Raw genomic sequence first — 13,754 nt, forward strand, 5'->3', positions numbered from 1 at the left:
GCGGGGGTCACGCGATCCTGTTCGTGCTGGGAGTCCGCGCCGCGTTCAATTGCTTCTGCAAGCGATCGATGTTCTGCAGCAGGCGCTGGCTGGTCAGCACGAGGAAGTAATAGCCGAACTGCGGGTCCTGGAAGTAGATCTCCAGCAGCCGGTCATAGGTGATCGTCAGCACCTGGCCGTCTTCGATGCATTCGATCGTGCCGGTGCGGCGGTTGTCCGGTGTGAGGAAGCCGAGCTCACCCATCAGCGCGCCGGGCTGAATCTCGACATTGATCTCCTTGACCAGGAATTTTCCGGTGACCGTGAGGAGCATCTCCTTGGCCGGATCGCCCAGCTTGAACAGCGTGTCGCCACGGCGATATTTGCGCTCGGTCATGAACGGCTTGAGCCACTCGATCGACATGTCGCCTTCGGCGGCATGGCGCGCCTTCTTGACCAGCTTCAGCATCTGCCGCAGGCGCAGGGCGTTAATCGGAAGCAGCAGCAGATAGAGCAGGAACGTTGAGACGTTGGCGGACAGCGCGCCGAACACGGCGAAGAAGGCGCAGCCGACCATGTTGGCGACGCGCAGGGGCACCATCGTCCGCATCAACAGGGTGGCAACGAAGAAGCCGGCGCCGACCGCGGCGAACATATTGGCGAGTGTGATGTTGCTGACGAAGATCTCCAGCATCCGATTGAAGATCGCGTCGTAGGTGACGTTGTTGGGATCGAGGCCCATCTGGACCAGGATCTTCGCGATCCTGAGGTTGTCCGTTGCCGCATCGAGAATGCGGTCAAGGATCGAGGAAATGTCTGCGCTGCCGGACGGCATGGTACTAACCCCGCGTAAGGCCTTCAGTCCTGGTCGATATTCGCGACACCTATAGCCGAAATCGAATGACGACCGCTTGAAATGAAGCCTTTGGCCGCCATGCCGCAAGAGGCAAATTTTAGCCTGATCGGGCGTTTCGGCAATTGCCCGTTGGTTGCGCGTATGACCTTGGTGCGCCCGTGATTCGGGGCCGCCGGGGGCGGGTTTTGGTATCGTGGGCGGACGCTGGGCGCCCCGGCGGGGCGGGGCGCGGGCCGATGTCTGCCTTACGGCTTGGTGGCGGGCTGGATCACCTGTTGCTCGACCAGGCCAAGGTGCCCGGGCAGCGAACCGGCCCGCAGCAACATGGCGATGCTGCTCGCCTCCTCCAGGGTGAAATTGCCGGAGATCTGGCCGGAGCCGCCGGTAATGGGCTCGCGGATCACGGGGGCCGAGATCACCTTGCCGTCGAGCACGATGGCGAAGGGCTTTCCGATGTTCTCCTCGGTGATGTGGGCGAAGCGCCGCGTACCACGGCCGTTGAAGCGGAACGAGGCGATCGGGTCCTTTGTGGCGCTCGCAAACCCCGGGCCGGCGTAGCTGATGTCGTCGCCGTCGAGCGCGCTGTCTTTTGCAACGAGATAGGGGCGCTTGTCCTTCAAGCCCAGCAGGACCTCCGTGCCCACGGGCGGCGTGCCGGATTGCGCCTGCTCGGCCGGCATCGAGACGTCGATCAGGCGGAAGCTGACCTTGACCTTCGTGGCGAAGATCGCGGTCACGTGTTCGGGCTCCATCATCCCAGGCAGGAAGATGCGGATGCGGTCCGTCCCGTCAGGCTGGACACTGGCGAGCTTGATACCGGCGTCCTTGAGGCGCTGCTCGATCATGACAATGGCGTCTTCGACGAGGTCGTGCAGCCGTGCGGCGGATGCGGCATCGGTCGGTTTGAGCCCGACCAGTCCGTCGCCGCCTTCGGTCGTGGCGAGCGCATGCGATGGCAATCCCTCCGCGGCCGAGGCGAGCTTGCGCTTCAGCTCTTCGCGGCCCTTGGCGTCCGCGATCTTCACCTCGACGCCGCCGTCGCGGATCGCGAGACCGGAAAAGGCGATCTTGCCCTCGCGCAGGGTCTTGTAGACGTCGTCACGCAAGTCCGTGACGACGCTCTCGCGCAAGCCGTCGCCGTCCACCTTGTAGATGATGCGCGATCCGCCCAGCTTCTCCATCTTGTCGCCGATGAAGGCCGCGATCTTGGCGCGCATTTTGTCGAGCTGGCCGTCCTCGGCGAGCGCTGCGTGGGGGAAGGCGATCGCCGATGCCATGATCATCGAAGTCATGGCGAGGACGGCGTTCAGCCGCGTGATCCGGTCCCGCAGGGGCTTGGTCATGGTGTCCTCGCACGTCGCGGCCGGGGCATGGCTGGCAATCCTGCCGCCAGTCCTTGGTCCTGTGATCGCGCGAGGAGGTTCAATCGGCCGGCCGCCGCAAGCGATCCCGGGCCGGACGGTTGCGGGACAACTGGCGCCGGTTCTCCGGCCGAAACGCCCTAGACCACCCGCTCGGTGTGAACGCAGCGGCAATCCATCTCATAGTCGAGGCCGACGACCGGGGGCCGGTTGAAATGCCAGGTCACGCCGTGGCGCGCCGCGCCACGCCGCCCCAACTCGCTGGCAAGGAACGGGTGGATGTCATGCACGGTATAGACCTGGACGCCTGTGGTATCGCGCCAGGTGCCGCCAAAGGCGCTCATCCGCCGCTCCATCTCGCCGAGGACGTATTTCGCCTTCTCCAACATGCCCTCAGGGCTGGTGTCGCCCAGCCGCACCGTGTGGTCGCGATAGTTCGCCTTGCCTTCGACGGATTCTCCGCTGCCGGCGACGACGAAGGATGGTGCTGCATCCTTGGCCGGAACGGTGAAGGAGAATGCGTGAAAGCTCGGCTCAGCGGGCGGATCGATCTCGGGACAGACATTGCTGCGCGCCACCGGATTGACGCCGTCCTTCATGATGCCCCATTCGATCAGGGTCTTGATGTAGATCTCGTTGAAGGCCTTGAACCCTTCTTCGGTGAATGGCGCGGGCGAGCGCAATTCGCAGGCGCCGAACGCGGTCAGCGGACGGCGGGCCTGTTTCAGGATTTCGGCGATGCGTTCGAAGCCCGCCTTCAGTGGAACTGGATTGGCGAAACGTACGCGCTCGATCGAGAAACCGGGCAGGGCGGCGATGCCGCAGGAATACTGGCTGACGCCCGGCATGAAACGGTAGCCGCTGTTGGGTGCTTCGACGGTGCTGATCATGATGCCTCTTTGACCTGAAGGGATCGACGGGGTGGTGGCGCGCTCACTCGCTCACTCATTCCAGGAGCACGCCGAGATAGGCGTCGCGCACGATGGGGTCTGCGAGCAGCTCGGTGCCCGATCCCTCGCGAACGATGCGCCCCATGTCCATGACGAAGGCGTGGTGACAAAGATCGAGCGCGGTGGTGACGTCCTGCTCGACCAGCAGGATCGACATGCCCTTGGCATTGAGGGCGCGGAGCGCGGCCACGAGTTGCTCGACCAGGAGCGGCGAAAGTCCGAGCGATAATTCGTCGATCATCAGCAGGAGAGGCGCGCTCATCAGGCCGCGACCGATGGCGCACATCTGCTGCTCGCCGCCCGAGAGCGTCGCGGCGGCCTGGCGACGCCGTTCGTGCAGCCGGGGGAAGGTGGCGTAGACCTGGTCGAGATCCCGCGCGACCGCGGTTCGGCCGTCCTTGCGCAGATAGGCGCCCATCAGCAGGTTTTCCTCGACGCTCATGGCGCCGAACAGCCGACGTCCTTCCGGCACATGCACGATGCCGTGGCCAAGGATATCCGCCGCGCTGTCGCCGGTGAGATCGCGGCCCTCCGAGAAGCAGTTGCCCGCGGACATCGGGATCAGGCCGGAGAGCACCCGCATCAGGGTGGTTTTGCCGGCGCCGTTGGAACCGATCAGCGCCGTGATCTCGCCGCGACGCACCGCGATGTCGATACCCCAGAGCACCTGGATCTCGCCGTAGCCGGCGCACAGCCCCTTGGTCTCCAGGATCAGCGAGCTAGCCATGGCCGGCGCTCCGCTGCGCGTATTTCTGTCCGAGATAGGCTTCGACCACGGCCGGATTGCTGATCACCTCGCGCGGTGCGCCGTCGGCGATGAGCGTTCCGTTGTGCAGGACCACGATCCTTGTGCAGACGTTGAGCACGACCTTCATGAGATGCTCGATCATCACGATGGTGATGCCGCCGGCCGCAAGCTCGTGAATCAGCCTGGTGGCGCGCTCGACCTCGGCGCTGTTGAGGCCGGCATTGACCTCGTCGAGGAACAGCAGCTTCGGCTTCATCGCCAGCGCCTTGGCGAGCTCGAGCCGCTTGCGCATCGCAAGGGTGAGCGTGGCAGCCGGCTGCGAGGCCTGCGCCTCGAGCCCGACGAAGGCAAGATGTGCGCGCGCCGCATCGCGCGCCGCTCTCAGGCTCGCGCCCGGCTGCGAAAACAGCGCGGCGGCCGCGACGTTGTCGAGCGCGGTGAATTCGGAGAAGGGCTGCACGATCTGGAAGGTGCGCGACAGGCCCAACCGGGCGGCTTGATAAGTCTTGATGCGGGTGATGTCGCTGCCGTCGAACGTCACGGTGCCGGAATTGGCGGGCGTGACACCGCAGATCGTGTTCACCAGCGTGGTCTTTCCGGCGCCGTTCGGGCCGATCAGGCCGAGGACTTCACCTGTTGCGACCGACAGCGTCACGTCGCGCAACGCCTGCAGGCCCGAGAAGTGGCGCGACACGCCATCGAGGCGGAGAAGCTCAGACATGCTTCACCTTCCGCCAGAGACGGTCGGCGCGCAGCGAGCTCAATCCGTGCGGGAGGAACAGGAGCAGGAGCACGATCAGCAGGCCGAGCACGCCGGTATGGATCTGGATGTAGTTGCGCCAGACCACCTCTTCGAGGCCAAGATAGAGGAACGCGCCGCAGGCGACGCCGAGCGGAGAGCCGAGGCCGCCCATCAGTGCCATGACGATCGGCTTGACCGAATAGAGCACGTCGAACACATCGGACGGATCGATGTAATGGACCCAGGCGGCATAGATGCCGCCGGCCGCGCCGACGAAGCAGGCCGACAGGCCGAAGGCGGCGGCCTTGTAGAGCGTGGTATTGAGCCCGACCATGCTGGAGGCGGTTTCGTTCTGCCTGATACAGGCGAGTGCGAAGCCGAGCTTCGAGCCACCAACGATGATCGCCATCAGCGCCGTCGCCAGCAGCACGCCCCACATCGCGAAGAAGAAGAAGGTCGCCTCCGCCATGACGCCGGAGCCGGCGGCGAGCGGGATGTTGAGGCCCATGCCGCCGCCGGTGAGATCGGTGGCGTTGTTGACGAGCTCGCGCAGCACTTCGGCCAGCGACAGGCTGGCGATGGCAAAATAATGCCCGCGCAATCGCAGCAGCACGGCGCCGAGCGCCGCGGCCGCGACGAGCGCACTCAGTACGGCAAACGCGACCGCCGCCCATAGCGGCCATCCCAGGCCGAGCAGGACGCCGGCGGCATAGGCGCCGTATCCGAAGAACGCGGCGGTCGCGAAGGACGGATAGCCGGCGAGCCCGCCGACGATGTTCCAGGACAGTGCCAGCACCGCATAGAGGCAGGCGATGGTCCCAAGCCGCAGTGCATAGGCACCGCCGAACAGCGGCAGCGCGGCGACGGCCGCGATCAGAACCAGCAGCGCAATGTTGCTCCGGGTCATTCAAAGCCCTTCCGGCCGACCAAGCCTTGCGGCCGCAGCACCAGGAAGACGATCAGCAGGACGAAGGACAGCGTGGTCGCATGCGACGGGCCGAGGAACGTCGATCCAACGCCCTCGACCAGCGCCAGCAACAATCCGCCGGCGAGCGCGCCGGAGACGCTGCCGAGGCCGCCGAGCACGCAGACCACGAAGGCCTTGCCGAGATAGGCCGACGACGTCAGCGGCGAGATCGGGAAGATCAGCGCCATCAGCACGCCGGCGCAGCCTGCGAGCGCAGCTCCCAGGCCGAAGGCGATGGCGTAGATCGAGGGCACGTTGACGCCCATCAGCACGGCGGCGTCGCGGTCGAGCCGTACCGCGACGATGGCACGGCCGATCCGCGAGCGGCGCAGCAGCAGATAGAGCAGGCCGGTCAGCGCGAGTGCGGCGGCGGTTGCGATCAGCCGGTCGACCGGCACGACGACGTCGAGGATCGAGACCGACCCGAGCGACGGCGTCAGCGTCAGCTTGCGGTAGTCGGCCTTGAAGAAATAGATCATCGCATTGTTGAGGATCAGGTCGAGGCCGAAGGTCAGCGTCAGCGTCACCAGCACGGGCGCCGTGATGACGCGGTTGAGGATCAATCGCTGCAGGAGATAGCCGAGTACGAAGAATAGCGGTGCCGCGACGATGACGGCGTACCAGGGCGAGATGTGCAGGGTGTTGTAGAGCCCGAGCGCCAGATAGGCGCCGAGCACGATGAAGGAGCCGTGGATCAGGTTGATGACGTTGAGAACACCCCAGACCAGCGAAAAGCCGATCGCGATGCAGGCGTAGAGACAGCCCAGAACGAGCGCGTTGATCAGGATCTGGGCGGCTTGCATGAGCGGTGGCCGGGCTCAGTTCACGCCGATTTTCAGATCGCCCTGCTGGATGGCCTGCGGAAACAGCACCACGGGCTTGCCGCCCTGAATCTGGAAGACCGGCGGATCGAGCGAGTTGATCTGGCCGTTGGCGCCGAACTTCACCGGACCGAAGAACGTGACGACATCGAGCTTGGCGAGCTCGTCGCGGACCTTGTCGCGGTCGAGCGAGCCGGCCTTTTCGATCGCCATCTGGAACAGTGCGCCGCACAGCGCGGCGGAGGCCTGGCCGTAATCGGGCTCGCTGTTGTACCTGGCCTTGAACAGCTTCACGAAATTCGCGGTCGTGCCGAAGATGTCCTTGCCGTCATATTGCTCGGCGGGATGCCACCAGGCGGCGCTGGAGACGTTCTCGGCCGCTGGCCCCAGCGCGTCGATGAATTCCTGATAGGCGGGGCCGGCAATCATCGTGACGACCGGTGCCTTCATCTGCTGGTCGACCATCTGCTTGCGCACCAGCAGCAGGTCGTTGGTGTAGCCGGTCACGAAGATCCATTGCGGCGCCAGCGACTTGATCTGCGACAGCGCGGCGGAGTGATCGAGCGTGCCGATCGCATATTTCTCGGAGTAGACGACCTCGTAGCCTTCCGCCTTCGCCGACTTCTCCATCTCCTGAGCGATCGCGAGCGGAAACAGATCGTTGCGCGCGAGGATCGCGACCTTCTTCACATCGGGGGCCTTGGTCTTGATGATCTTGGTCAGCGGGGTGGTGAGCGTGTCGTTCGGCGTGAAGGTCCCGAACAGATATTTGTAACCCTGGTCGTAAACCTGCGATGACGAGGCGGTCGCCGCGAGTGTCGGCATCTTGTATTTCTCGGACACGGTGCTGGCTGCCTTCGCAGCGCCCGAGCCGAACGGGCCGAACATGAAGTTGACGTTGTCTTGGGCGATCATCTGCTCGGTGGCCTGCACCGCGCGCGGCGTGTTCGACTGATAGTCGGCGTAGACGATCTGCACCTTGTACTTCTTGCCGCCGACCGAGATGCCGCCGGCCTTGTTGGCCTGCTCGGCCCAGAGATCGTAGCCCTGCTGCTGCTTGACCGCTTCGGGCGCCAGCGCGCCGGTGATCGGCAGCGGTGCGCCGAAGCGGATGACGTCCTCGGCGGTGGCCGGCGAAATCTGCGTTCCCAGCGCCAGCACGGCGGTGCTCAACGACACCAGGCGAACGCGGCGAGCAACCCACGACTGATTCATCTCAGGAATTCTCCATGGCGGTCTCTCTGCGACCGAGCATGGCAAATCCACCATTCGAATTAAAGCATTGAAATTAGAGGTCTTGGGTCGAATAATTAGAACGCTAGCCAGCGGTTGCTACGCCCTTGGGCACTGGTTCAGTGGGAAACCCCGTCATGATTGAGTCCGCCGCCATCCGCTATTTCCGCGAAGTGACCGAAAGCGGCTCGATCAAGCAGGCCGCAGCGGCGCTCCGGATCGCGCCGAGCGCCATCAGCCGGCAGGTCCAGGCGCTCGAGGAGGAGTTGTCGGTCAAGCTGTTCGAGCGCGGCGCGCGCGGCATGGTGCTCACTGATGCAGGCCGGCTGCTCTATCGCTATGCAGTCGAGAACCGCCACCAACTCGACGGCATCCGCGTCAAGGTGCAGGAATTCGAGTCGATGCGCCGCGGGCAGGTGAAGTTCGCGGCGGTCGAGGGCATGGTGACGAACTTCCTGTCCAATTTCGTGATCGACCTGTCTGCGGATTATCCGGGCATCTCGACGTCGATGACCGTGGTCGGTTCGCGCGCCGTCGCCGACATGGTCAGCCGCAACGAGGTCGATCTCGGCCTGGTGTTCGGACGCGCGCCGCGGCGTGAGCTGATCGAGCTTGCGCGCATGCGCCAGTCGCTGTGCCTGATCGTGTCGCCGAAACATTCCCTGGCCTATCGCGAGAGTTGTTCGGTCAAGGAGCTTGCGGGTCTTCGTGTGGTGGTGCCCGATCCATCCTTCGGCATCCGCCAGGAGATCGACCGCGCTTGCGCCAACGCAAAGGTGCGATTGGAGATCTGCAACGAGACGAACTCGCTGGCCTTTGCGCAGACATTGGCTGCGCGCACCGATCTTGCGACCTTCCTGCCACGCGACACCGCGATGTCCTCGATCGAGGCGGGGCTGCTGGTTGCCGTACCCCTGCGCGACAAGCGGCTGGAAGCGACGCAGGTGACGCTGGTTCAGCTTGCCGGCCGCAACATGTCGCCCTCGGGCCGGCTGGTGGCGGACCTGCTGGTCGGGCGGATGAAGGCCTCGCGAGACTGACGCTTCGTCGCAGGCGGGCCATGGACGAACGCCCAATCATCCATCATTGTGTCCGTGCTCGACCGGCCATCGGTCGGGGCCTCGCCTGAACCAAATGTCAAAAGACAAAGGGGCGGGGCAATGAACAGAGGGAGGACGGAATTCCATGGCGGGCATCCACGCGCTCGATCGGTTCATCGGCAGCGACTACCCCGAGCTTTTGACGGACGAAGAGGTTCGAGCCTTCGAGCAGGTCCCTTACGCCGATCGCGTCGCGGCCGAGAGCACCTATGACGCCATCAGGCTCGGTGCGGCGCGCAATCCCGACGGGGCCGCGATCCAATTCCTGCAAAATGCCGATCCGACCGATACGCCTGTCGTGGTCACCCATCGCGATTTCGTCGCCCGCGTGACACAGGCCGCCAATATGTTTCACGCGCTCGGCGTGGGCAAAGGCGACGTCATCAGCTTCATGCTGCCGCTGGTGCCCGACGCCTTCGTGACGCTGTTCGGCGCGGAAGCCGCGGGTATCGCCAATCCTGTCAATCCGCTGCTCGAGCCGCACCAGATCGCAGAGATCCTGGAGGCCGCGAACACGAAGGTCCTGGTAGTGCTTGGGCCGATGCCGGGCACCGACATCTGGCAGAAGGTCGAGCAGATTCGCCCGCAGCTGAAACATCTCAAGGCGATCGTGCAGGTCTTTGGTGGCGGAGATCCCGCGAAGGGCATTTTTGCCTTCAACGATCTCATCAAGCAGCAGCCGTCAGATCGGCTGGTCAGCGGACGCAAGATTCTCGGCAGCGACATCGCGGCTTATTTCCATACCGGCGGTACCACCGGCACGCCGAAGCTGGTGCGGCACACTCATGCCAATCAGGTCTATCAGGCCTGGGCGCTCAATCTGTTGCTGAAGTCGAAACCGGGCGCCAACATGCTGTTCGGCATGCCGCTGTTTCACGTCGGGGGATCACTGACGCAGGTGCTGCTGACGTTGTCGGCCGGCGGCTCGCTGGTCGTGCTGTCGCCGAGCGGATGGCGCAATCCCAATTCCGTCAAGAACATCTGGGGGCTGGTCGAGCGCTATAAGCCCGAAGCACTGTCGAGCGTGCCGACGGTGCTGGCCGCGACTCTCGCGGTACCGCCGGGCAACGCCGACATCTCCAGCCTGAAATATGCAGCTGGCGGTGGCTCGGCGATCCCCGTCGCCGTGGGCTCGGCGATCCAGGACAAGCTCAAGCTGCCGGTCGTCGAGGTCTACGGCATGACCGAGACCTCGAGCGTGCACACGCTGGCCTATCCGTCGCGGCCGATCCGGCTCGGCTCGGTCGGCCTTCCCATGCCTTACGCGCGCGTGCGCATCGTGCAGCTCGATGCCGACGGCCGCCTGATCCGCGACTGTAAGCCGGACGAGATCGGTGTCGTCATCATGGCCGGGCCCGGCGTGTTCGGCGGCTATCTCAACGACGAGCACAACAAGGCCGCCTTCGTCGACGAAGTCTGGGTCAATTCCGGCGATCTCGGACGTCTCGATGCCGGCGGCTACCTCTGGATCACCGGCCGTGCCAAGGACCTCGTGATCCGCGGCGGCCACAACATCGATCCGGCGCCGATCGAGGAGATCATGTTCCGCCATCCTGCCGTCGGCTTTGCCGCGGTGGTCGGCCAGCCCGACGCCTATGCCGGTGAGCTGCCGGTCGGCTACGTGCAGCTGAAGCCGGGCGCGACCGTCGAGCCGGGTGAGCTCGAGACGTGGGTGCGCGAGCGCACGCCGGAGCGTGCGGCCGTTCCGGTGCAGGTGATTCCGATCGATCCGATGCCGGTGACCGGCGTCGGCAAGGTGTTCAAGCCGCAATTGCGCTGGGACGCCGCGCAGCGCGTGTTCACAAAGGTGCTGACGCCGCTGATCGAGCGGGGCATCGACTGCAAGGTCAAGGTCGGCGCCCACGGCAGCCACGGCTCGATCGCGACCGTGACGCTGGCGGGCTTGCCCGCGGACCAGCGCGAGATCGTCGCCGGCGAGGTACACGCGTTGCTGGCACCGTTCGTGATGCGGCACGAGGTGGTGCAGGCGTAGGCGAGGGCGCGCGACACGAGGCTTGCATGCCTCGCCACAAGCGAGCATCATCCCCTCAAAAAAAGGGGGGAAATCGATGCTCCAAGTCTCGCGCCGCCGCCACCTTCAGCAATTGTCGGGTGTGTTCGGAGCCGCTGCGCTGTCGGGGTGGTCAAGGTCCGCATGGGCTTCTGAGGCGGACATCCCGCCCGAAGGCATCGGCAAGGGCATCCAGCACATCTCCTACAGCGACATCGGCGGACGTCCCGACAGCGTGCAGGTGATGTTCAACCGGCAGCACATCTATGTCGGGCACATGTTCAGCGACGGCGTGACCATCCTGGATGCGTCCGATCCGCGTGCGCTGAAGCCGGTCAGTTTCTTCACGGCGGGGCAATACACCCGCACCCACCATTTGCAGGTGGCGGAAGACATGCTGCTGCTGGCGAACGGCGCCAACATCGTCGCGATGCAGTCCTACGACAACATGCGCGGCTATTTCGAGAACACGCTGGTCGACAGCATCACCAAGGCCAAGAAATTCCGCTGCGGCCTCTCGATCCACGACATCTCGAAGCCCGGTGAGATGCGCGAGATCGCGTTCCTCGAAATGCCGGGCTTTGGCATCAACCGGCTGTGGTGGCCGGGTGGCCGCTACGCCTATGTGTCAGCGCATTTCGACGGGTTCACCGACCACATCCTCTGCGTGGTCGATCTCAAGACCATCACGAAGCCGGAGATCGTCGCGAAATGGTGGCTGCCCGGCATGAACCGCGCGGCCGGCGAGCCGGCGACGCCGAAGGGCAAGCGCTTTGCGCTGCATCACATGATCACGGCAGGGGACCGCGGCTATGCCGCCTGGCGCGATGGCGGCTTCACCATCCACGACATCAGCGATCCCGCCAATCCAAAGCTGCTGTCCCACATCAACTGGTCGCCGCCGTTCGCCGGCGGCACGCATACGCCGCTGCCGCTGCCGAAGCGGCAGCTCGCGATCGTCGCGGATGAAGCGAATGCGGATCAATGCGCCAAGGGCCTGTTCCACACCTTCGTGCTCGACGTGCGCGCGCCGCAAAACCCGGTGCCGATCGCAACCCTGCCGACCCCGCGCGACCGCGATTTCTGTACGAACGGTACTTTCGGTCCGCATAATCTGCACGAGAACCGCCCGGGCTCGTTCCAGAGCGAAGAGACGATTTTCGCGACCTACAACAACGCCGGCGTCAGGGTGTTCGATATCAGGGACGCCTTCGCCCCAAAGGAGATCGCGTACTGGGTGCCGCCGACACCGAACAAACTCATCGACCCCCGCCCGAACGTCGCACTCGCAGCCAAGACCTGTGACGCCTATGTCCGGCCCGACGGGCTGATGTTCGTGTCCGACTGGAACGCCGGCATGCACGTGCTGCAATATCAGGGATGACGGTGTCGCAGGGTGGGTTAGCCGAAGGCGTAACCCACCCTACAAGACCGGTGCTAGCCCGCCGGCATCCGCGTCTCGATCAGGCGCACCCAGAATGAGGCGCCGTGGCCCAAAATGTTGTCGTTGAAGACGTAGGACGGGTGGTGGCATTCGTTGCCGTCGCCCATGCCGACAAGGACCATTGCGCCGGGACGCGCTTCCAGCATGAACGAGAAGTCTTCGGCGCCCATCATCGGAATGAACTTGTCGTTGACGCGCTCGGCGCCGACGATGTCGCGGGCGACGTCGGCGGCGAGGCCGGCCTCGCGCGCGTGGTTCATCGTCACCGGATACATCCGCGTGTATTTCGTCTCGGCCGAGCCGCCATAGGCGCGCGCGATGCTGTCGGCGACCTCGCCGATGCGGCGCTCGACGAGATCGCGCACCTCAGGATCGAGCGTGCGCACGGTGCCGCCGAGCTCGGCTCTTTCAGGGATGATGTTGAAGGCCGTGCCGGAGTGGAATTGCGTGATCGAGATGACGGCCGATTTCAGCGGATCGACGTTGCGCGCGACGATCGACTGCAGTGCGCCCACGATCTGCGAGCCGATCAGCACGCTGTCGACCGATTTGTGCGGACCCGCGCCGGCGTGGCCGCCCTTGCCGTGGACGATGATCTGGATGTTGTCGGAGGAGGCCAGCATCGCGCCGGGGGTGGTGGCGAAATGGCCTTCGGGCAGGCCCGGCATGTTGTGCATGCCGTAGACCTCCTGGACGTTCCAGCGCGTCATCAGGCCGTCCTCGACCATCGCCTTGCCACCGCCGCCGCCTTCCTCGGCGGGCTGGAAGATCACGATCGCAGTGCCGTCGAAATTGCGCGTCTCGGCGAGATATTTGGCCGCGCCCAGCAACATCGCGGTGTGGCCGTCATGGCCGCAGGCGTGCATCTTGCCGGGGACTTTGGAGGCGTAAGGCACGCCCGAGGTCTCCATGATCGGCAGCGCGTCCATGTCGGCGCGCAGGCCAATGGTCTTGCCGGAAGCCGAGTTGCGGCCGCGGATCACGCCGACCACGCCGGTGCGGCCGATGCCCGTGACCACCTCGTCGCAGCCGAATTCGCGCAGGCGCTCGGCAACGATGCCGGCGGTGCGGTGGACCTCGTAGAGCAGCTCCGGGTTCTCGTGGAAGTCATGGCGCCACGCGGCCATTTCGTCGGAGAGAGCGGCAATGCGATTGACGATGGGCATGAGGTGGATCCGTTTCTTGTTCGTAGGGCGGGTCAGCCTAGCGTAACCCGCCGCTTCGCGGAGGGGGAGGCCGAAACAGGCGGCGGTGCGAGGTAGCGGGGAATGATGGCCTGCTATCGGCCCTGACGCGGCGGCCCGGGCCGGGACCGGAGGCGGGGGCACAAAAATTAACTGTCAATCACGGATCATTGACTGACAGATATTGAAATCTGTCAGCGAGACGTGTATATCCGTCCTCGGACGCTCCGATTGGGCGTCCCGTGGTCATCCCTCCCGGGGAGCCCGAGGTCCGTAACAAGCTGGATCGAGGGTCGTAATTTTGGGGTGGGGACCGCGGACGAATGGAGACTTAAGACTATGACGACCGAAATCATCA

12 protein-coding genes are annotated in these 13,754 nt (G+C 64.7%); 3 read left to right on the forward strand and 9 right to left on the reverse strand.

The annotated features are described in order from the left end of the window. Positions 1-7: 7 nt before the first annotated feature. From AC1RR3_RS11370 to AC1RR3_RS11405, 8 genes are all read right to left on the reverse strand, one after another. The gene (locus AC1RR3_RS11370) at positions 8-814 is read right to left on the reverse strand and encodes a Crp/Fnr family transcriptional regulator (RefSeq protein ID WP_492822412.1); all 807 of its coding nucleotides are present in this window, start codon (positions 812-814) and stop codon (positions 8-10) included. Between the two features lie 266 nt (positions 815-1,080). After that, the gene (locus AC1RR3_RS11375) at positions 1,081-2,178 is read right to left on the reverse strand and encodes a SecDF P1 head subdomain-containing protein (RefSeq protein ID WP_492822414.1); all 1,098 of its coding nucleotides are present in this window, start codon (positions 2,176-2,178) and stop codon (positions 1,081-1,083) included. 158 nt (positions 2,179-2,336) lie between these two features. Further along, positions 2,337-3,086, reverse strand: coding sequence for a 2-amino-5-chloromuconate deaminase CnbZ (cnbZ, locus tag AC1RR3_RS11380; protein ID WP_492822416.1), 750 nt, complete (start codon positions 3,084-3,086; stop codon positions 2,337-2,339). 55 nt (positions 3,087-3,141) lie between these two features. Continuing rightward, a complete protein-coding gene (locus AC1RR3_RS11385) occupies positions 3,142-3,873 on the reverse strand; it encodes an ABC transporter ATP-binding protein (protein ID WP_492822418.1) in 732 nt (243 codons plus the stop codon). Then, positions 3,866-4,615 carry an ABC transporter ATP-binding protein gene (locus AC1RR3_RS11390; RefSeq protein ID WP_492822420.1) on the reverse strand — a complete coding sequence of 250 codons (750 nt, stop codon included), beginning with the start codon at positions 4,613-4,615 and terminating at the stop codon, positions 3,866-3,868. The genes AC1RR3_RS11385 and AC1RR3_RS11390 overlap by 8 nt, the downstream gene beginning before the upstream one ends. Further along, positions 4,608-5,543, reverse strand: coding sequence for a branched-chain amino acid ABC transporter permease (locus AC1RR3_RS11395; RefSeq protein WP_492822422.1), 936 nt, complete (start codon positions 5,541-5,543; stop codon positions 4,608-4,610). Before AC1RR3_RS11395 ends, AC1RR3_RS11390 begins: the two co-directional genes overlap by 8 nt. Next, the gene (locus tag AC1RR3_RS11400; RefSeq protein WP_492822424.1) at positions 5,540-6,406 is read right to left on the reverse strand and encodes a branched-chain amino acid ABC transporter permease; all 867 of its coding nucleotides are present in this window, start codon (positions 6,404-6,406) and stop codon (positions 5,540-5,542) included. The genes AC1RR3_RS11395 and AC1RR3_RS11400 overlap by 4 nt, the downstream gene beginning before the upstream one ends. 15 nt (positions 6,407-6,421) lie before the next feature. Then, entirely contained in the window at positions 6,422-7,639 is a 1,218-nt protein-coding gene (locus AC1RR3_RS11405; protein WP_492822426.1) for an amino acid ABC transporter substrate-binding protein, read from the reverse strand. Positions 7,640-7,794: 155 nt separating this feature from the next. On the opposite strand from AC1RR3_RS11405, the gene AC1RR3_RS11410 reads away from it, so the two are divergent. The 3 genes from AC1RR3_RS11410 to AC1RR3_RS11420 all read left to right on the forward strand — a co-directional run bounded on the left by AC1RR3_RS11410 (position 7,795) and on the right by AC1RR3_RS11420 (position 12,152). Continuing rightward, on the forward strand, positions 7,795-8,697 hold the full coding sequence (locus AC1RR3_RS11410; RefSeq protein ID WP_492822428.1) for a LysR family transcriptional regulator: 903 nt from the start codon (positions 7,795-7,797) through the stop codon (positions 8,695-8,697). 145 nt (positions 8,698-8,842) lie between these two features. Next, positions 8,843-10,750, forward strand: a complete 1,908-nt coding sequence (locus AC1RR3_RS11415; RefSeq protein WP_492822430.1) for an acyl-CoA synthetase — start codon at positions 8,843-8,845, stop codon at positions 10,748-10,750. Positions 10,751-10,826: 76 nt separating this feature from the next. Then, entirely contained in the window at positions 10,827-12,152 is a 1,326-nt protein-coding gene (locus AC1RR3_RS11420) for an LVIVD repeat-containing protein (RefSeq protein WP_492822432.1), read from the forward strand. Positions 12,153-12,205: 53 nt separating this feature from the next. Here AC1RR3_RS11420 and AC1RR3_RS11425 read toward each other — a convergent pair whose 3' ends face one another. After that, positions 12,206-13,378: a M20 aminoacylase family protein gene (locus tag AC1RR3_RS11425; RefSeq protein ID WP_492822434.1), complete on the reverse strand. Its 1,173-nt coding sequence runs from the start codon at positions 13,376-13,378 to the stop codon at positions 12,206-12,208. Between the last annotated feature and the right edge of the window lie 376 nt (positions 13,379-13,754).

Source organism: Bradyrhizobium sp. GW821-FHT13H05, from assembly GCF_058804065.1.

What these genes read in the sequence shown, in the direction of transcription:
- AC1RR3_RS11370 (WP_492822412.1), bottom strand. Translation starts at nt 814, where the DNA reads ATGCCGTCCGGCAGCGCAGACATTTCCTCGATCCTTGACCGCATTCTC.
- AC1RR3_RS11375 (WP_492822414.1), bottom strand. Translation starts at nt 2,178, where the DNA reads ATGACCAAGCCCCTGCGGGACCGGATCACGCGGCTGAACGCCGTCCTC.
- cnbZ (WP_492822416.1), bottom strand. Translation starts at nt 3,086, where the DNA reads ATGATCAGCACCGTCGAAGCACCCAACAGCGGCTACCGTTTCATGCCG.
- AC1RR3_RS11385 (WP_492822418.1), bottom strand. Translation starts at nt 3,873, where the DNA reads ATGGCTAGCTCGCTGATCCTGGAGACCAAGGGGCTGTGCGCCGGCTAC.
- AC1RR3_RS11390 (WP_492822420.1), bottom strand. Translation starts at nt 4,615, where the DNA reads ATGTCTGAGCTTCTCCGCCTCGATGGCGTGTCGCGCCACTTCTCGGGC.
- AC1RR3_RS11395 (WP_492822422.1), bottom strand. Translation starts at nt 5,543, where the DNA reads ATGACCCGGAGCAACATTGCGCTGCTGGTTCTGATCGCGGCCGTCGCC.
- AC1RR3_RS11400 (WP_492822424.1), bottom strand. Translation starts at nt 6,406, where the DNA reads ATGCAAGCCGCCCAGATCCTGATCAACGCGCTCGTTCTGGGCTGTCTC.
- AC1RR3_RS11405 (WP_492822426.1), bottom strand. Translation starts at nt 7,639, where the DNA reads ATGAATCAGTCGTGGGTTGCTCGCCGCGTTCGCCTGGTGTCGTTGAGC.
- AC1RR3_RS11410 (WP_492822428.1), top strand. Translation starts at nt 7,795, where the DNA reads ATGATTGAGTCCGCCGCCATCCGCTATTTCCGCGAAGTGACCGAAAGC.
- AC1RR3_RS11415 (WP_492822430.1), top strand. Translation starts at nt 8,843, where the DNA reads ATGGCGGGCATCCACGCGCTCGATCGGTTCATCGGCAGCGACTACCCC.
- AC1RR3_RS11420 (WP_492822432.1), top strand. Translation starts at nt 10,827, where the DNA reads ATGCTCCAAGTCTCGCGCCGCCGCCACCTTCAGCAATTGTCGGGTGTG.
- AC1RR3_RS11425 (WP_492822434.1), bottom strand. Translation starts at nt 13,378, where the DNA reads ATGCCCATCGTCAATCGCATTGCCGCTCTCTCCGACGAAATGGCCGCG.